The sequence below is a fragment of the Candidatus Latescibacterota bacterium genome (genome assembly GCA_019038625.1).
GTDB lineage: Bacteria > Krumholzibacteriota > Krumholzibacteriia > Krumholzibacteriales > Krumholzibacteriaceae > JAGLYV01.
The window spans coordinates 19,675-38,941 of sequence record JAHOYU010000085.1 but is presented as its reverse complement, the minus strand read 5'-3'; the positions used below and the strand labels follow the sequence as shown (position 1 = coordinate 38,941).

Annotated in this window: 12 protein-coding genes; 6 read left to right on the top strand and 6 right to left on the bottom strand. The window is 52.7% G+C overall.

The genetic code is table 11. The features are described 5' to 3' along the window. Window positions 1-417: 417 nt before the first annotated feature. The 3 genes from KOO63_06700 to KOO63_06690 form a co-directional block, all read right to left on the bottom strand. A complete protein-coding gene (locus tag KOO63_06700; protein ID MBU8921490.1) occupies window positions 418-1,023 on the bottom strand; it encodes a hypothetical protein in 606 nt (201 codons plus the stop codon). A gap of 43 nt (window positions 1,024-1,066) precedes the next feature. Then, a complete protein-coding gene (locus tag KOO63_06695) occupies window positions 1,067-3,202 on the bottom strand; it encodes a neutral/alkaline non-lysosomal ceramidase N-terminal domain-containing protein (GenBank protein ID MBU8921489.1) in 2,136 nt (711 codons plus the stop codon). Window positions 3,203-3,314: 112 nt separating this feature from the next. Then, on the bottom strand, window positions 3,315-5,741 hold the full coding sequence (locus KOO63_06690; GenBank protein MBU8921488.1) for a patatin-like phospholipase family protein: 2,427 nt from the start codon (window positions 5,739-5,741) through the stop codon (window positions 3,315-3,317). A 440-nt stretch (window positions 5,742-6,181) separates the two neighbouring features. On the opposite strand from KOO63_06690, the gene KOO63_06685 reads away from it, so the two are divergent. After that, entirely contained in the window at window positions 6,182-7,435 is a 1,254-nt protein-coding gene (locus KOO63_06685; GenBank protein MBU8921487.1) for a DUF418 domain-containing protein, read from the top strand. Window positions 7,436-7,499: 64 nt separating this feature from the next. Here KOO63_06685 and KOO63_06680 read toward each other — a convergent pair whose 3' ends face one another. After that, window positions 7,500-9,134 carry a right-handed parallel beta-helix repeat-containing protein gene (locus KOO63_06680; GenBank protein ID MBU8921486.1) on the bottom strand — a complete coding sequence of 545 codons (1,635 nt, stop codon included), beginning with the start codon at window positions 9,132-9,134 and terminating at the stop codon, window positions 7,500-7,502. Between the two features lie 274 nt (window positions 9,135-9,408). Between KOO63_06680 and KOO63_06675 the strand changes: the two genes are divergently transcribed. Together KOO63_06675 and KOO63_06670 are read left to right on the top strand one after the other, a co-directional pair. Next, window positions 9,409-10,737, top strand: a complete 1,329-nt coding sequence (locus tag KOO63_06675; protein ID MBU8921485.1) for an outer membrane protein transport protein — start codon at window positions 9,409-9,411, stop codon at window positions 10,735-10,737. A 40-nt stretch (window positions 10,738-10,777) separates the two neighbouring features. Further along, a complete protein-coding gene (locus tag KOO63_06670; protein MBU8921484.1) occupies window positions 10,778-11,800 on the top strand; it encodes a hypothetical protein in 1,023 nt (340 codons plus the stop codon). 10 nt (window positions 11,801-11,810) lie between these two features. Here the strand turns inward: KOO63_06670 and KOO63_06665 are convergent, their stop codons facing one another. Together KOO63_06665 and KOO63_06660 are read right to left on the bottom strand one after the other, a co-directional pair. Beyond that, on the bottom strand, window positions 11,811-11,987 hold the full coding sequence (locus tag KOO63_06665; GenBank protein ID MBU8921483.1) for a helix-turn-helix transcriptional regulator: 177 nt from the start codon (window positions 11,985-11,987) through the stop codon (window positions 11,811-11,813). A gap of 46 nt (window positions 11,988-12,033) precedes the next feature. Then, window positions 12,034-12,456, bottom strand: a complete 423-nt coding sequence (locus tag KOO63_06660) for a hypothetical protein (GenBank protein MBU8921482.1) — start codon at window positions 12,454-12,456, stop codon at window positions 12,034-12,036. A gap of 281 nt (window positions 12,457-12,737) precedes the next feature. On the opposite strand from KOO63_06660, the gene KOO63_06655 reads away from it, so the two are divergent. The 3 genes from KOO63_06655 (at window position 12,738) to KOO63_06645 (ending at window position 19,214) form a co-directional block, all read left to right on the top strand. Beyond that, the gene (locus KOO63_06655) at window positions 12,738-14,366 is read left to right on the top strand and encodes a glycosyltransferase family 39 protein (GenBank protein MBU8921481.1); all 1,629 of its coding nucleotides are present in this window, start codon (window positions 12,738-12,740) and stop codon (window positions 14,364-14,366) included. A gap of 112 nt (window positions 14,367-14,478) precedes the next feature. Next, on the top strand, window positions 14,479-16,464 hold the full coding sequence (locus tag KOO63_06650) for a T9SS type A sorting domain-containing protein (GenBank protein ID MBU8921480.1): 1,986 nt from the start codon (window positions 14,479-14,481) through the stop codon (window positions 16,462-16,464). A gap of 314 nt (window positions 16,465-16,778) precedes the next feature. Then, window positions 16,779-19,214 carry a T9SS type A sorting domain-containing protein gene (locus tag KOO63_06645; protein MBU8921479.1) on the top strand — a complete coding sequence of 812 codons (2,436 nt, stop codon included), beginning with the start codon at window positions 16,779-16,781 and terminating at the stop codon, window positions 19,212-19,214. The last annotated feature ends 53 nt before the right edge of the window (window positions 19,215-19,267 follow it).

Below are 19,267 nucleotides of genomic sequence, written 5' to 3'. Positions count from 1 at the left end.
CTTCAGTTTTTGACATGATTTCTGATGATTCCCGGGCAGCAAGTGGGTGCCCGATAATCAGGATGAGAGCGAGAATGAGTGTGCCCGCGATTGTACGACTACAAACACGCATAACGACTCCTCCTTCATCTGCAGGTTATACTATTGATTATAGCACACCTGATCAAAGAACGGATCCTGTTGGCGGGGTATTTTGTAAAAGTGTAAAGGTCTCTCCTTACAATAAAAATAACTGCTGATGGTTGATTTGTCAAACGCGCATAAGCGACCTTCTGGTGGTTAACATAATGTCGTTGTGATCTCTCCATTATCGAGTTTTGTTCGCAAATGCAGCAGCACTCAGACTTATAGCGAAACAACTGCAAGAGTTTTTATCACCACCGTTGGTGATAGATTTCCTTACACATTCCACTCACACTACTCATACATCAACGAATCAACCGGGTCGGAGGTAGCTGCTCTGATCGACTGGTAGCTGACAGCGATCACCGAGATGATTGCTGTTGCGAGGACAGGGACGGCGAACATCCACACATCCATGTTCACGCGGTAGGCGAAATCTTTCAGCCAGTGTCTCATTATCATATATCCCGCAGGGCATGCGATGACAGTCGAGATCACCAGGCACTTTGTAAATTCCCTGGTGAGCAGTACGACGATGCCGCTCGTTGAGGATCCGAGGACTTTCCTTATCCCTATCTCTTTGGTGCGCTGTTCGGCAGTAAAGGAAGCGAGGCCGAAAAGACCGAGAGAGGCTATGACGATCGCGAGGACGGCAAACGCGTCGAGAAGTCTGCCACTCTGCTTGATGTTCGTATACCCGCCGCTGAGGTCATCATCGAGAAAGCTGTACTCGAACGGATGTCCGGGGAAGAGATCTTCCCAGGTACCCTCTATGAATTCCAGGGCTCCTGATACGTTACTGCTACCTATCCTGATAAGCATGTTGTCTGCCGAACCAGGTTGGAGCATCAGGACCAGTGGGCCGATCTCGTTTGCCAGAGATACGCTTGAGCCTGGCATTTGTTTCAGGATTTTGAAGAAATAGCGAGAAATCAGTGTACTGTTACTCAGGTCCGCGAACGACTCCCGTCAAACCGTCGTGTGAGCGGGCAGAGTCCAGCGTGAAGGGAGGCGACCTGAATACTCCGCTGGTTCCTCTTATTACGAACCGGTATTCCGCTGCCCTGAGGACAGGATCATTCTCCATCTGATCGGGTACCATCCAGATCGTGGTCCATCTTGTCTTTCCCAGAAGAGAGGCCACGATCGCCGTCACGAAATCCGTTCCGTCATCGTTTTCAGGGATACCGTCGATATAGAGGGGCGACCAGCCGGATTCAGTTTTTGTCTCGATCGCCGCGGCCGGCATCACTGCAGGTTGTGTCTGGTGATCGCCGTCCCACCCGGGGTTATCGTCGATCCAAACGAACCTGGGATTGTCCGTTACCGGCATGCAGGTTTCCGGGTCCATCAGGACGGTGGCGAGGTTGTAGTGATGAGCCTTCAGTCTATCCTGGTGAGATATAAGATCGAACTGCTTGACTCCAAACTTTTTTCCCGATCCCGTTGAATAGCTGTATTTTATCTTATTCTTGCGAAGCACCGTCTTACCCAGACCCGCAGCGAGGGAAGCGAGTTCATCGCCTATCCGCGTTCCCGCCTTCGGGCCATACATCATCGAAGCGCCCTCGTAGTGCTGGTGAGCGTACTCTTCTTCCGTTGTGAAATAAGAGAGATACTCGTTTGCCATGCCGACGAGAAGCACATGTTTCGCATCGGGAAGTTCGCTGCTGATGCCTCTTCTGATGCGCCGCCCCAGTATCGTCGTGAACTCACCGGGCAATGTGCCAATGACGACAGGGCCGATCCGGTAGACACCGAGGGGGACAGACTCGGGTGGATCGAGAACAGTCTCGACGATCCATGGGTACATAGTCTTGAGTGTATTCGATTTGACGTCGTCCTCGAGGGGATGACGTTTTACTCCCTGCCCCTTGATCTGTTTTTCGGGGTCAAGCTGGGTCATTCCCTCGTAGAATCCTGCGTCACGGAAGAATGCCCAGTCAGCCTCGGCGCCGCACAGGGTCGAAGCTCCAGAAAGGGGGCCAGCCAGGTCGGACAGCTTTGTGTGTCCGAAGTTGAAGTCGATCTCTCCGGTCATCTCTTCTCCGGGATCGTCGACAAGGTTCATGATTCCGCTGGCTAGTATCGAACCTACTTCGATAGCATCTTCCCGATCTCTTCGGGTCCAGTTTGCCGCGATATCGCCTTCGGGACCGTTGAAGATCGCTACGACCGGTCGCACAGAAGATCCCGCCGCCTTCTCAAGCGATCGCTCCACCTTTGCAGAGGCTATTCCGAAGATATCGCTGTTGTATACTTCCGTGGGCGTGTTCATGACAGTGGGATGGACAGCGTAGAAGACCAGGACAGCAAGGGGAGACAGGCTGGATCCAACGCTTTCGACCCGGATGACTCTCATGGTCTGGTCGAGCGCACGGTAGGCGTCGTCGCCTCCGACGGGGTACGGCGTCCTTCGGATCGGCAGGTCCCTGTTCTCCTCGATCAGGGCGAGGGCGTCCTCACCGTTGGCAAGGAAGGGTCCGATACTTCTGTTTCTGGCCACACCCGGAACGGGAGCCTCGGCATATTTCAGCATCGCCGGCCCGCGTTTCTCCCAAGCCGCGGCTATCGATACAGCGATACGATAGGCAAGGAAATCGAACAGATCGCGATCGAAGCCGCCCTCGGGCGAGGCCATCTGGTTATAAAGCTTGCTGGAGGAGTAATTTCCAGGACCGTTGTGAGTGTGAGTCGCGGCGAGTATGATCTGTTCTCTGGCCAGCCGCCCTATCCCGAATTCGCAGGATACAAGCTCCGCGACACGGTCGGCGAGCCCCGCGGGCATCGCCCATAGGTCCGTCGATACCATCGCCAGGCATCTCCCGTCAGGATCCTCGAAGCAGACGGCCCGGGCATGAAGCCTCATCCAGACCCCACGCGATATGTAACCCGCCACGGCGTAACCTCCCATCGGATATCCCGGCATAGGCGTAATATCGACTCTCGATGCTCCTGCAAGGAACTCTCCGGTCGGTTCTGGAGCGAGAGGAGCGGGCAGCCTGCCTGATATCCCGGCGCATCCGCTAAGAACAAAAATAATCAGGATCAAGATGGCGGTTCTGGACTGTCGGGTCATCAATTTCTCATCCTTCCGCAAAAAACGGCGACACCTAGGTCAATGTATTTATCCCTTTTCCGGATTCCGGAGGGCAGGGGACCCTGGCGTATCCCTGTATTCGATCGGATTCTCAGAACCTGTACCCCGCTCCGAAGAAGACAAGGAAATCATGTCTTCTGCTATTGGCCATTGTGATCTCGACCGGGCCAAGCGGCGCAGCGACTCCGACAGTGATTCCCGCCCCGTATACCATGCCCTCCTCCTTGAAGAGGTTCTCCCATTCATCGACCGCATTTCCCACATTGCCATGCAGAAGGAGATAGGTCATGGAATTGAGCTTGAACTGCAGGTCGAGCCCGGCGATAAAGGCGTGTTCCCCGGACAGTTCCTGATGGCGGTAACCATAGAAATTGATCTCGCGCCTGTCCTGGAACATAAAGGGCGAATTGAGTCCTCCGAGGAAAAACCTGTAATGTGATGGAATGTTCTCACCGTCGGACGATCCGTACAGGAGTCTTGCTCCGACGCTCACGCTCCGATGAAGAGGCAGGCGGAACAGCATCCTTCCCGCGACCCGGTTGAACATGTCGGTGTTAACTTCCTCGAAGTCTCCGTACTCTCCCCTCAGTCTCAACTGGAGGCCCTTCGTGGGGAACCAGGCCCTGTCGAGGTTATCGAACCAGATATTCATCACGAGGAAATTAAGCCTCGTCCACTCTTTTTCAAATCCGCGCGGAGCTACCTGAGGGTTGGCCTGTGTCCACTCACTCAACAGCCCAAAGTCCCAGAATATATATCTTGAGAAAGCATATTCGGCATAAAGGCCGGCGCGGATATTCCTGACGTCCAGGCGGGCGGAGAGATAATCTCCATCGTAAACGTCCAGCCAGTCGGAGAGATATTCGAAGTCGCCCCTGATCCCGGTCCGGTTCTTTGTCCCTGCCCTGAGTTTGTATTGAGTGCCCAGCCTCATACGTCGACCGAGGAGGATATCGACCTCAAGGTCGGAGTGCCCGCTCATAAATTCTTTCAACGAAAGATTGAAGAGGATGGAGGTCCTCCATGTCGTGTCGTATCTCAGTCCCGTATAGACATAGTCCTTGTCGTCCCTGTCGATCTGGAAAACGAGTGTCCTGCAGTCCGATTCCTTTTCGAAACTGTATTGGATCATGGAGTACGAGCCCGATCCGTAAAGGATGTCGATAGCGGATTCGAGCTGATCTATGGTGACATCGCAGGGCGGATCGATCCCGATGAGACCCAGGAAGGAATCGGTGTTCAGTTCGTCTTTACTGTCGATCCTGATTCCGCAGACCGGCATCGGTCGTTCAAGGTCGATTTCCGCGTGGATAGGTTCGGTCTCCCATGCGGAAAGATATTCAGCGAGTTTCCTGATCTCAACGATCTTTTCGCGTGCAGCCTGTTCGCCGCGCAGGATTATCTCATCAGCATTATTGAAGGAGAAAGAACCGATATCCTTTAAATCGGGAAGGACAAGTAGATCGCAGAGATCGAGCTGACTCTGCCTGTTCACCATGTCGCCCAGAACGACGGATTGATTGAGGATGTCGAGGAGCGAATTGATCTTGTCCAGATCGAGTGGATCGGACCCGACATCGGAGCCTATGAGGATATCAGCTCCCATATCCAGCGCGTCCTGGGTTGGAAAATTCCTGACAAGCATTCCGTCGACCAGCATTTTTCCGTCGATCTCGATGGGAGCGAATACTCCCGGGATCGCCATGCTTGCCCTCATCGCGTCGGCGAGAGAGCCGCTGTCGAGGATCACGCCCTCGCCCGTGGTGATGTCAGTCGCGATACAGCGGAACGGTCTCGGCATCTGACTGAAATCGTCAAGGAAATTGGCCGGCCACGTCAATCTGGTGAGCAGCCGGTGGACCTTACGGCCGGACAGGAGTCCTGACAATGGCCTGACTTTGTAACCGTCGAGGATGAGGTCGAATGCGTAACGCTCCATCCGTTCTTTTTTTTCAATTGAGACATGCTTTCGGTCGAACTTGTTACCCAGCAGTTCGATCCAGTCTGTATTCAAAGCGATGTCTTCCAGCATGGCAGGCGTATAGCCGAGCGCGTACAGGGCTCCCATGAGCGAGCCCATGCTGTTGCCAGCCACCAGATCGACCTGGATCCCCTCTTCCTCGAGGACCTTAAGGACGCCGATGTGTGCCAGTCCCTTTGCGCTTCCTCCACTGAGGACCAGTCCGATGACTGGGCGCTTTCCCTTTCCAGGCGAGGAAAGTCCTTTTGTTTTGTTTCCAGACTCTGTCGTATCGGGACTTTCTTCCAAGAGCGATGTGCTGTCTTCGGAAGTCGTCGAATTCTGTGGCGCTATCGACTTTCCCACCACCGGCATGAAAAGTATCGCAACGGAAAATATTATGGCGGTGAATATCCGGGCGCTGAGTCTGGCACTACATGGCCTGGCGTTGAATGTCCAGGATTTGAAAATTCGGGCACTGAATATTCTGGGGTTGAATGTCCAGGTATTGTTCATCCTGACGTTGAATATTCTGAATCTGAATATCCTTTCCAGCATCAGTACTCCTTTTTGGATGGTGTTCATATCGATTCGAATCGTATAAGCAGATACAGTAGGTCAAATTCCGAGAATTGTCAACGAAGTGGGCGTTTCCGGCGAGAAGTATGAGCAGCCGGTATTTCCCTCCCACTGCCAGTTTCACAGCTCATTCTGTCATGCGCATTAGTGACCTGTCTGGTGGTTAACATAATGTCGGCGTGATCTTTCCATCATAGAGTTTTGTTCGCAAATGCATCAGCACTCAGACTTATAGCGAAACAACTGCAAGATTTTTTACCTCCAGCGTTGGAGGTAAATTTCCTTGCACTTAGTTCGCAAATGCGCACGGAGGAGTAAATCAGTATCTATAATTATTCTTCAAATGGCTTTTTGTGGTCTCCCCGCCTGTGGTACCCTGCCCATTATCAGAAACATGCAGGGAAGGAGAGTCAGAGCGTATGAATAATGGAGACTCAACAAAAACATCTTCGAAGGTCGTTCTCCCTGTCGCGCCATCTGAACGCATATCTCAGATAGATACTCTGCGCGGCTTTGCCCTTCTTGGTATCCTGCTAATGAACATTCAGTATTTTTCCATGATCGGCGCTGCCTATCTCAATCCAACGGCGTATGGAGACCTCAATGGATTGAACAGATTGGTCTGGATGTTCAGTAACGTCTTTGCCAACCTGAAGTTTGTTACGATATTTTCAATGCTGTTCGGAGCCGGGATAGTGCTGATGACCAGCAAGATCGAGGCGAAGGGTCGCGGTTCGGCAGGGATCCACTACAGACGAACATTCTGGCTTCTCATCATCGGCCTGATCCACGCCCATATTTTCTGGTCGGGCGACATTCTGGTTCCATACGCGCTATGTGCTCTTATTGCATGGCTCTTCAGGAAGGTGTCTCCGGGAAAACTTTTAGCAACAGGTATCGTTCTCTTTGCTGTCGCTTCGGCTCTCTATATCTTTTTCGGTAGTACAATGCAGTATTGGCCCGAAGCATCGATTCAGCAGACTCTGGCGACCTGGAAGCCGAATGTCGAACAGATAGCGGAGAAACTGACACATTACAGGGCAGGGTTCTTCGGGCAGATGAGGTACAGGGTAGAGGATTCGATTTTCTTTGAGACTGCTTACTTTATGATCCATACAAGCTGGCGGATAGGTGGCATGATGCTGATCGGCATGGCCTTCTTCAAATGGGGGATAGTCACCGGCAGGAGATCGGCAAAGTTCTACACCTGGATGATCGCGATGGGATTCGGGATCGGCCTTCCGCTTGTCATTTTCGGGATGTACAGAAATTTCGCGGCGGGATGGGCGATGGAATATTCGTTCTTTTTAGGTTCGCAGTTTAATTTATGGGGCAGCTTTTTCGTGTCGAGCGCTTATATCGGCATAATCATGCTGATCTGTCGTTTGGGATTTATGAAGGGTGTCACATCAAGGCTCGCTGCCGTGGGAAGGATGGCCCTGACAAACTACCTCGCACAGACCCTGATATGTACGACCATATTCTACGGGCATGGCTTCGGACTGTACGGCAGTGTCGAGAGGAAATACCAGATCCTGATTGTTATCGCCGTATGGATCCTGCAGCTGGTCGTCTCGCCGGTCTGGTTGAGATATTTCAGGTTCGGTCCCGTCGAATGGGTCTGGCGCTCGCTGACCTACGCCAGGCGGCAGCCGATGCGGGTGGGTAAGTAGCAGGCAGGTGCTAATGTACTGCTATTGGCGATCCACTGGTTCCGGACAACGCACGATGGTATTGCTACCGCACCTCAAATGCTCCTATATCGACTACGCCGCTGGCCGGCCGGGCCTCCGCGGTGCCGACCGGGATCAGAAGCCCTACAGGAGGATGGAACTGAGGTATGATGAGAGGGTCTATGAAAGGTGAACCTTCGGGGCTCGCCATCGAATACGTTCCTCCGCCGATCAGGATCGATCCAGCAGCAGGCATGAAATCATTTCCAGCCATATCGACAAATCCGGGGTCGGTGCCGGTGATCGTCGCTGTCCATTCGCCGGGATAGCCCGCGCTCGAATAGACCCAGTTGCTCGAACCGCTCACCCTGCGGCTGTATACCCAGCTGGCCTCGCTGTCGTCAAAGACAGAGCGTGAGGTGATATGGAATACGTTGTTGTGCATCTCGACACTCTCCACGTCGAAGTGGGCGAATATATGTGATGCGGGTGTGGGGCAGCGATGGATGAAGGTGTTGTTGGCGAATCTGTAACGTCCGAACGACTGTCCGCATCCGTCTCCGCCGATGCGTACATTTCTGCTGAATCGCCGCGCGATGATCACGTTACCGACCACGTCGCTGTCCTCGCGAGCTGTGTCCTCGGCGACTCCGCCGGCAGGATCGGGGCCGATAAGCTCAAGGTTGTGGTAGTAGGGGTTTTCAAACCAGTTGTAGTAGATTTCGTTTCTCTCGGCACGGCTCTTTAAATTGTTACCGCCAGTCCCGTCATGGATGTAGCAGAACCGTATCCTGAATACCGAACCGGGATAGTCGTTCTCGTTTGTAGAAATGTAGAGCTGATGTCGCCCATCGCCCTCGCCGCATCCGTAGACCTCGCAGTACTCGATCAGTAGGTCGCCCGAGCCGCCGTCCGCGCCGAGGATCCCGTGAGGGCATCCGTGAACTACGCAGTCACGGATCGTGATATTGTCGGCGTGATGGTAGAGGCCGCGGAATTCGGCATTTCTGATCTCGAATCCTTCGAATACATAATTGTTACAGTTGAACTCCACCACGTCCCGGCCTCCCTCGATCACCGGACGGTCTCCGCCTGAGCGGACGCCACGTATCGTGATCGGTGCCGCAGGCGTGCCGGCATGGGCGAATGATAATCCGCCCGGGTAGACTGCGCCGCCGTCGACGAGCACAAGGTCTCCGGGCTCAAGCTGAGAGACGACCTGCTGGAGTGTCGTATATGTTCTGCCGGGTCCGACGAGGAATGTCTCGCCGTCACCACCGGTTTCCAGCGTAGTTGCTGTCACTGTTTCTGAAAGTTCGCTTTCATTGCCCGAGGTATCGAAGGCGCATACATTGTAGTTGTAAGGCGTATCGGCGCTGAGGCCCGAATCAAGCCAGGCGGGCAGAAGGGTCGTGCCTATCTCTTCGTCGTTTCTGAAAATGCGGTATCCACCGACACCGATATTATCACTGCTTGCAGACCAGCCGATCTCTATCTGTGAATCAGACAGAGCGGATGCGGTGATTCCTGACGGGATGGATGGCGCGATCGAATCAACCGAAGTGGGGAGAGGCGTGCCGGGCTGCTCAGGTGCCGTTATCGAACTGCTACCGTCATTGCATGCCGCAAACAGGAAAACCAACAGGGAAGTCACAACGAGAGTCATACGGGAGATCTTCCGTGAAAATGTATACATCATTCCACCACATGTCTATCAGCACCCGCCCAAACGCCTGATTGTAATTTAGCTGCCTGCCCGGAAAGATGCAAGATGGATGCCCGGCCGACAGTTACTATCAGGTAATCTGTAAAGATTACAAGATAAAGTCCATTATTATTTTATTGCGAATCCAGACATAGAGTGTTAATCTTGCGGAAATGATGTGATGACAGAGCTATGTGGGATTACAGAATGTACCTGAATTATTACGATAAAAGATCAAAGGTTATTATCCTCCTCGAAAGGAGTGAATATGTGGCCATTTATTAAAGTAGAATCAATATGGAAGAAGCCGATTCGGGCAAATATGCTGATCATGGCTGTTGTCTTCCTGCTGTCTGTCACAATCGTTCCTCAGATTGCATACGCCACAAACGGATACTTTTCTCATGGCCAGGGTGTAAAGTACAAGGCGATCGGAGGCGCGGGGGTGGCTCTCTATCTTGGTCCGATGGCGGCGGCGAACAATCCCGGCGCGATGGCGCTTGCCGGACCGGGTTATGAAATAGGTTTCTACGTTTTCAATCCGAACAGGGAGTTTTCTGTCACAGGCGAACCATCTACAGAGGTGACCGATTATGGTCTGACACCGGGCACTTATGAAAGCGGTTCGAACGTCTTCTTCATACCGAGTATCGCCGCAAACTGGTGGTTGAACGAGGACGAGACGGCGACCTTCGGAATAGCTCTGTACGGTCACGGCGGGATGAATACAGATTACGATGCAGAGGTCTTCAACCCGAGAGGGATTTTCGACGGGACCAGTCCCGCTGGAATCGATCTGATGCAGATGTTCCTTGCCCCGACTTTTTCAATGGTCTTTGCCGAGAGGCACGGGTTCGGTGTCTCACCGATCCTGGCCTGGCAGAGATTTGAGGCAAAGGGCCTCAACGCGTTCGGTGATATGGGGTATTCGGATGACATGGAGAAACTGACTGATAACGGATACAGCAATTCGTTCGGTTACGGTGTCCGCGCCGGGTACCTGGGCGAATGGCTCGACTTCATGTCATTTGGATTTTCCGTCCAGTCAGAGATAAAGATGAGTGAGTTCGAAGAGTACTCGGGCCTGTTTGCCGAAGAGGGCGATTTTGATATTCCGGCGACATGGACTGCCGGAGTGGCCTTCGGCTTTACGGGAATGGGACTCGCCTTCGACGTTCAGCAGATATTTTACAGTAGTGTGGCGGCCATCGCGAATCCGCTCTGGCCGAATCTCAACGTCTACGATCTTGGTGAAGACGAGGGGGCCGGGTTCGGGTGGGAGGATATGACCGTGTACAAGATGGGAGCCTGGTATCTGCTCAATTCCGGATGGATGCTTCGGGGGGGATATTCATACGGAAGCCAGCCTGTGCCGGAGACCGAACTGCTCTTAAATATCCTTGCTCCTGGAGTCATCGAGCAGCATATCACTTTTGGAATAAGTAAGGCGGTCGGCATCGACAGGGAACTGAGCTTCGTAGTCACTCGGGCGCTTTCGAAGACCGTGAGCGGCGACCATCCGCTCCAGGAGCCGGGCCAGCAGACAATAGAGCTGAAGATGGACCAGTGGGAGTTCGGAGTGGGGTTGTCGTTCTGATAGGTGGGATGCAGTTAATTTTACAGGCAGGGAGAAGAAAATGAAAAACATGGATCATGTCAGGTTCATAGCTGTTGTTGCCGTGATGTTGGTCATGACGGTGGTATTTTCACCGTCCGCTTCGTCGGCTGGCGATGAGTTCGGTGTCTACGAATACGTAGTAAGGAACGCTGAAGGTACGGTCGATGATATCGCCGCGGCGATCGATAAAAGCGCCGTAGATGCGGGATGGACCGTGAGCGCCATAGTAGATGCGGGCAGACTGAAGGATTGTTCATTCGAGGCCAAAGTCCTCGTGCTGTATCATCCGGAATATGCCGCTGGTATAATGAACGCGAACAGGCACACTGGTCCATACGCGGCCCTCGACCGTGTCAGTGTATTTCAGGATGAGAATGGGACGCACGTGTCGGTCGTCAATCCCCGTTCTATCAACAGGACCATACTGATGGACGATGCGGGCCACAGCGAGTCGTCAGAGTCACATCTTCAGGCGCTCAGGACGATGATCCTTCTTTCTGTCAAAGGTACGGAGAGCAGCGACCAGTACGGCCAGATGCGTAGCGAAGGTTTTATCGGAAAGACGATGGGGGTAGTCGCAGGCGGAAAGTTTGAAGGCCTTATCCAGAAGAAAGCGGCCGAGAAGGGGACCAGTCTTGAGGACGTCGCGGCACGTGTTGAAAAAGGAATGAGCAAAGAGAGTAAAAAGTGGGGGCTGAAACTTGCGTACCGGGTAGATATTCCCGCTTTCGACGTGATCATACTTGGGACGTCCGGATCGTCGATAGATACGAAATCGTTTAAGATAGTCGGCACCGGAGGGGACGAATTTCGCAAGGATTTCGAATATCCCGGACTTTCACATGCCGCTGCCTACCCGGTCGAGATCGTCATCTCGAAGGATGGCGAAGAGGTAAAGGTCGAGATGATCGAGGCGATGTTCAGGATGAAGATGTACTTCGAGGACGCCGGCAAGATCGCGTTCATGAAGAACATGAAGATGCCGGGCTCGATCGACAAGGAACTGAAGAAGCAGATCCGGGACGGGCTGAAAGGGAAATAGAGCCTGCTGATCAGGGTTCAGTCGGCCCCTGTTCAGCCGAGTACTGAAACACATCTTCTACTTTGAGGCTGAAGACTCTCGCGATGCGAAATGCCAGCGACAGGGACGGAGAGTATTTGCCAGCCTCCAGCGCGATGATGGTCTGACGTGTGACACACGCCAGGTCAGCCAGTTTCTGCTGGGTCATCTCGTCATGGTCAAAGCGAAGTCTGCGTATCGAATTTGTGATATTCTCATTCCTCATAACCAGTTCCCCGGCTGTATAAAAAGAGTAGTACTCCAGACCTGACAACGAAGAAAATCATCCATCCACAGAAGACGATCAATGGTATGATATCGATCGTCATCATATTGTTGCCAGCGATCATGTTTACAGCCCAGATGCACATCAGTCCGATAACGAAACCCAGGTAGGAGGCCAGTCCCCCGGCCACAAAGGCTTTTCGATTGATCTGACGGTCCCGCTCATCCGACGCTACCCGGGGGGGATCGATCCGCCGACGAAAAATGAATGGTGTCAAACCGATCAGGCCAAACAGGCCAAAAGCCGCGCAACCGACCCTCCATCCGTAGAATGAGGACAAAACAAAAAATCCTATACATACGATTGGAAATAGAATCAGAATAAACCATGCGGTCTTCTGTTCCATGTTCATAGCGTGCCTCCCGGTTAAGGTTATTCTTAATCTATTTGCAATGTAATATATTTCTTACAAATTGTCAAGTACAACATACATGTTTTTTTGAAGCCCGACGAATATGTCAGACATATGTGCTACATTGTGAATTGCAATATTCGTGCATGACGGGGAAGAAGGCACTCACCCGGGATGACTCTTGTCTCAATAGTCAGTCTCTGATAGATTCAGGCCAACGCTGGAAGGTGACTGACAGGTTCAGACCGACACTGGTAACGGAATAGCAACACGGGACTCGTATGAAAATCACAGATTTTGACAAGAGCAGGCTGCCCATTGTAATCGTTGTTCTGATACTCGCGGCCGGCCTTTATCTTCGACTGTATCATATCTCTTATCCACCGATCGGATTTCATTCGATGAAGGAAGTCCATTACCTCTCTGTGGCAAAGGGGTATCTCGATCACGGAGATTTTGCGCACAAGCGGGTCCTCTACTCGGGATTGACAGAGGGGGAGGGATATATGGAATCGTTTCCACAATTTCCTTTCCTGCCGTTTATTTACTATTTCCTCTGGAAGATATTCGGGGTTCACGTATGGATGGCGAGACTGGTCGTGATCGCTTTTTCTCTCGGGACGATCTTCCTTGCGTGGAGGGTCGCGGAAAAGCTGACAAAGAACAGCGAGACAGGCCTGCTTGCTTCATTTTTAATGATGATCATGCCAGTATCAATATTTTTTGGAAGGAATATCCAGCCCGATATTCCCGCCCTCTTTTTCCTTCTGCTTCTGTTCCGGTATTTTCTTGAATGGATAGAAGACTTCCGACTGAAAGACCTGGTCGGATTTTCAGTGTGTCTCCTGATGGTGGCCATGATAAAAGGGACTTTTCTGTTCCCGGTAATGACCATCGCCTTTCTCTTCCCATATAAAAGGTTATCCGAGAAAGAGACCAGGAGGACGATATTCCGACAGTCAGCCTGGTTTGTTGCCGGCATATCCCTGATAATCCTGTGGCTTCTGATGACGAAGGCAGCACTGGTGAGTTCGGACAGCCTGTTTCCCACAGACAGGCTCCTGCTGGCGAAATCGTTCAGGCCCGGCTACTGGAAAACCGTGATTCCGGTCATCTGGGGCCACATAGGGAAAAACTATACTTATCTCTATTTCAGTTTTTTCTTTGTCGGCCTTTTATCCTGTCTGTTGAACTGGCGGTCGATGATATCGAGATTTCTCGCGGGGTCTCTCGTTTCGGCGATTCTGTGTTTCGTTCTTATTTCCGATTTTGCTTTCAGGCACAGTTATTACCATATCCCATTTCTTCCTATGATGGCGTTTGGTGTGGCTGTGGGACTGTCCGAAGCGATCTCCATCCTGGACAGGCCCGCTCTGAAAAAGTTTCGACTCATTGCACTCGCCGTATTCGTGCTTGCAGCGGCGCCTTTTCTGAAAAAAGAATATTTCGGGCACTTTGACATTCTGGCGCTGGGAAGCGATATCGCAGGAAGACACATCGCCGAGCATGGGGAAAAGGATGACAGGATATTCATATCGTACGCCTCACCGTCGGATAGAAGATATGCGGCATACAGGACTCAGCTTTATGGCACCCTCTGGGAGGCTGGCAAGAGGGGCAATCTTCTTCCCGACAAGCTCGAAAAGATCAGGGCAGGCGAAGATCTGAGAAACTTCAGATGGATATTGTTGTACAGTAAGAAGTGGTTACCGGCCGACGCGGGGATACGTAAATATATAAACGAAAATTATCACGTAGCGCAGGTGGGATACCGGGACAGCGAGCTTCTTTATTACCTGCTGAAGCGGGGCGGGAGTCTCGATCTCTCACGTTTCAAGAATATCGAACCTGATTTCGCAGGCAGGTATCACTTCAGTTTTGGAGATATAGATATTCTTGTCAAGGAGTAGCCGGGATGCTACAATCGACGCGGGTTTAAATCAATATCAGAACTCAGAGAACAGAGTGAAATCGAGAGATCGCCGAAGTTATTCGCATGTCCATGCTATACGGAGGGTCGTCATGAGTACTGCCAGAGCTTTGTTTCTATTGTCGATAATTATTGCCATCGTTGTCATTCCCTCCGGAGCAGATGCTGGCTGGACGGAGAACGGTGCTCCTGTATGCACCATTTCAGGCGTACAGGATCAGATCAAGATATGCTCCGATGATATGGGGGGATCGATAATCGTATGGAGAGACCGGAGGAGTACAGCGAACATCTATGCCCAGCGTCTCGACCAGATGGGCAGGCGGTTGTGGGCCGAGGCCGGTGTCCTGGTCTGTGGGGCGACAGATGTCCAGGAGTGGCCCGAAGTATTGCCCGACGGCAGTGGAGGCGCCTATATCGTATGGCAGGATTTTCGCGGCGGAATGGACTTCGACATATACGCTCAGCGGATCGACAGTGACGGGGCTCCGCTCTGGACTGTCGATGGAGTGGTCATCTGCGATGCCGCCGATTTTCAGATTTCACCCGTGATGTGTTCTGCCAGTGTCGGAGGGTTCCTGGTCGCCTGGGAGGATGGGAGGTCCGGGACATCCTTGGATGTATACGCCCAGAGGGTCGATTCCGGAGGTACAAGCCTCCTGACGGCGGACGGGGTCGCGATCTGCGGGGCGACGGGCGATCAGACAGAAGTCGATATCGTCTCCGACGATAATAGCGGTGCTTTTATCGTATGGCAGGACCAGAGGGGCGACACAAGGATCTACGGGCAGCGGATGTATTCTAACGGAGCGATAGCATTCACCGCGGACGGGATCGGAATATTCGATAGCACATACGACCAGTACGGCCCCAAAGCGGCTATAGATGGAGTGGGGGGAGTCTACGTCGTGATGTATGATTCGATGTACCGGGCGTATATCCAGAGATTCGGTGTGGACGGGGTCATGAGATTCGGCGCCTCGGGAGCGATCCTCGGGTACAACTCTCCCTACTACGCCCTTCCGCTGATAATGGAGGACGGGATAGGCGGAGCGATCATAGCCTGGCAGAGCTGGCGTACTGATGGTACCACGAGGTATGACCTTTACGTGCAGAGAGTCAATCGGACCGGAACACTTCTATGGGGGCTCGATGGTATTCCCGTCTGCACTTATGGAGCATCGGTCTATAACCTCAGTCTGACGAGCGATGGTCAAAGGGGGTTGGTAATCTCATGGCGGGACACGAGAGATATCGCCACGACAGTCAACGATCTATACGTTCAAAGGGTCGATTCGCTGGGATCGATGCGGTGGGCGCTGAACGGCGAGCCGATATGCATTCAGGAAGATAATCAGACCATACCGGTGATGACGACAGATGGATCGGGTGGGGCTATCATAGCCTGGCAGGACTCGCGTAATGGCGATTTAGATACATATGCCATGAGGATCCTTTCTGATGGGGATTACATAGCGACTGCTCTGGCCGGGTTTATTGCTGTCCCGGCAGTGGAAGGGGTCGGGATCGAGTGGACGATGTCCAGAATGGACCCCGGCGTCTCCTTCAGGATCCTGCGTGCACTGTCTGTGACAGAGTATCAGGATGCGGGAAGTCTTTTTTTCGAGGAGATCGCAATAATAACCGCGGATATGGATGAAATGGAATATTCATTTTTAGATACCGATGCGGAATCCGGGAGAAATTATGTATATCGGGTCGAGGTTGTAATGGGTGGGACAGGCCCGGATGAAGAAACACATATTCTCTTCGAAACGGAACCTGTCGGACTTCCTTCAGCGGCCCTCACGCTTGGCCAGAACGTTCCCAACCCGTTCAATCCGGTAACCAGAATATCATTTTATCTTCCCTCCAGGGCGCAGGCCAGACTCGACATCTTCGATGTCTCGGGAAGGCATATCATGAGGCTCATCGACGAGACGCGCGGTCCCGGCGAAGGTGAGGTCGTATGGAACGGGATGAACACCGGTGGTGAGATGGTCTCCAGTGGGATCTATTTCTACAGGCTTTCGGCGGGCAAGGAGACACTCACAAGGAAAATGATCCTTCTCAGGTAAATGTCGCGGTCGGTTTGTTATCAGGAGTGAAGCCGGCTCGATGATGTTGCAGGTAATGTCGAACAATCCCCTACGCTATGGATTGTCTGGAATTCAATTGCGGACGAGGCAAATTTCTGCTAAAATGCTTTCCGGCTCTCACTTTTCGGACATTTCGTAAACGTGAACGATAATGCAACCTGCCCGACAGCCTCGGTTACGATTTTATATAACATCTTAAAGATCAGGCAGCTTGTATCTGTGTCTGAGGGACCAACGCATGAGAGGTCCCGTTGTCTGGTCGTCTGCATGTCCGTAAAATGAGGAGTCGGGTCATGAATCATTCCACCAGATCAACATTACTTTTCACAATTCTATTCCTGTTTTGTCTCGGAATACCAGCGCTCCAGGCAGAATGGTGGGACGATGGGATTCCTGTCTGTACCGCTGTGGATGACCAGGAGGACCCGAAGATCACGACAGATGATGACGGCGGTGCGATCATCGCCTGGCTCGACGACAGGGTCCCCGTGGCAGGACGAGACATTTACGCTCAAAGGATCGGACCGGACGGAAGCGTTCTGTGGGTGGCCGATGGAGTAGAGGTATACGCCGGTCCCGACAATGCTGACGATGTAGAGATATGCAGTGATGGCACTGGTGGCGCCTACATCAGCTGGACGGACGACAGGACGGGAAGATACACCTACATCCAGAGACTCGACGAATCCGGCACGCCGCAATGGGTCGCGAACGGGATCGCTGTATCTACGAAAGATATTTCAGTCTCAGATATTCTTCTGACGAAAGACGGCGCCGACGGAGCAATCGTCGTATGGAAGAACATGGAATGGCCTTCGAGAGTATTGATGGCTCAGCGAGTCGATCCCTCCGGGACCCTGATGTGGAGCGATTCAGCTGTTGTGGTCTTCGAGGGCCCCGAAGATATATACGAAAAGGCTATCACTACTGACGGGAGTAACGGAGCTATAGTAACCTGGATGGATTACAGGAGCGGGTCGCGCTACGAATTATACGCTCAACGTATCGACGAGGACGGAGATACCTTGTGGACAGGTGAAGGAGTGCTTATATCGAGTCTGGCGACGTGGGACCCTGCTATCTCCCCGGACGGATCTGGGGGGGCGTTTATCGTATGGACCACGAGTAGCGATCTACATATCCAGCATATCAACTCATCGGGCTCATTCCTGCTGGGAGCAAGCGGAATACCTCTCACAACGGGGTCGGTCCAACCGACAGCTGTCCAGCTTACCTACGACGGTGATGGTGGAGTGATCATCACCTGGGCCGATTACAGTAGCGGGAATTACGATGTTTACGCTCTGAGGATGGACGGAGCTGGTTCTCTGTTGTGGCCACTGGTTGAAATATGCAGTGTGGAAGGGAATCAGTTCGAGCAGGTAGCTATACTCGATTCCGAAGGTAACACGATCGTTGCCTGGTATGATTTCAGGACTGGCCTGTATCCGGATATATATGCCCAAAAGATAGATCAGCTTGGTTCGGTAGAATGGAGTGCAGGTGGAGTACCGCTATGTACTGCGGATTACAATCAGAGATTTCCCGATATCGTACTTGCCGATCATGATGGCGCTATCGTCTGCTGGGAGGACGAGAGGACGGGACTTAACATCTATGCCAGTTACATCGGGCCGAACGGATTCGTGGGAATCTATCCCGCGCCGCGGATCTCCGCTGTCGTCGATGTCCCGGGTGACCAGGGAGGGAAGATCCACGTCCAGTGGGATGCTTCCTTCCTGGAGGCCCCTCCTGACATGACGATCACTTATTATTCCGTATGGAGGAGATTGCCGCAATACATGGCCGCGCTCGAGGGGATAGGGAACACGTCCGGGGAAAATGTGTCTGAAGATAATGGGTTTGAAGAAACGGTCTTTTTTGATGGGAGCGAGCTTGTTCCCGACAAAGAAGAGGACCGAAGGATCCTTCGCACGGATGCTGGTGGGTACTCCTGGGAGCTCCTCGGCACGCAGACGTCCCATTATTTTGAAAACTATACCATGACAGTGGAGAGTCTCTATGATTCAACGGCTCTGGGGACGGGATGGCAGTTCTACATGGTGACGGCTCACACCGACACGGCCTGGGTCTACTACGACTCGGTCGTCGACAGTGGTTATTCGGTCGACAACCTCGCACCGGCCGCGCCGCTGGGTGTGATGGCCGAGCAGGGCTACCAGCCCGAGGGCCTGACTCTCTCCTGGGATCTGAATAGCGAAGAAGATCTGTCGGGATACAAGGTCTACCGCGGCTCCGATCCTGGATTCGTTCCTGGCCCAGGCAACCTTATGGCCTATACAGAGACCGGGGCCGTTTTCGACGGCGACTGGCGGTGGAACGAGACCTGGTATTATCGGATAGTTGCGATTGACATCCATGGGAACGAGAGCGATAACGTCTTTCTTGGCCCGGCCGATATCACTGGCGACGATTTGCCGGATGTCCCGGAAACGGCCTTCCTCGCGCAGAACTGTCCGAACCCATTCAATCCCGTCACCACGATCCGGTTCGGGTTGAAAGAGTCCGGACTGGTGAGCCTGAAAGTCTACGATGCTGCCGGAAGGCTCATCCGTGTGCTTATGGATGAAGTGAAAGAAGCGGGATACTGCGAAAAGGCCTGGAACGGAATCGACGACCGCGGCGCAAGGGTAGCCAGCGGTGTATATTTTTACAGGCTGATTGCGGGTGATTTCGTGGAGACGAAAAAGATGATAATGCTTCGTTAGTATGTGTTACTTCAAGTAATCGAGGGGATCAAGAGTCCTGGTCGTCGAACTGC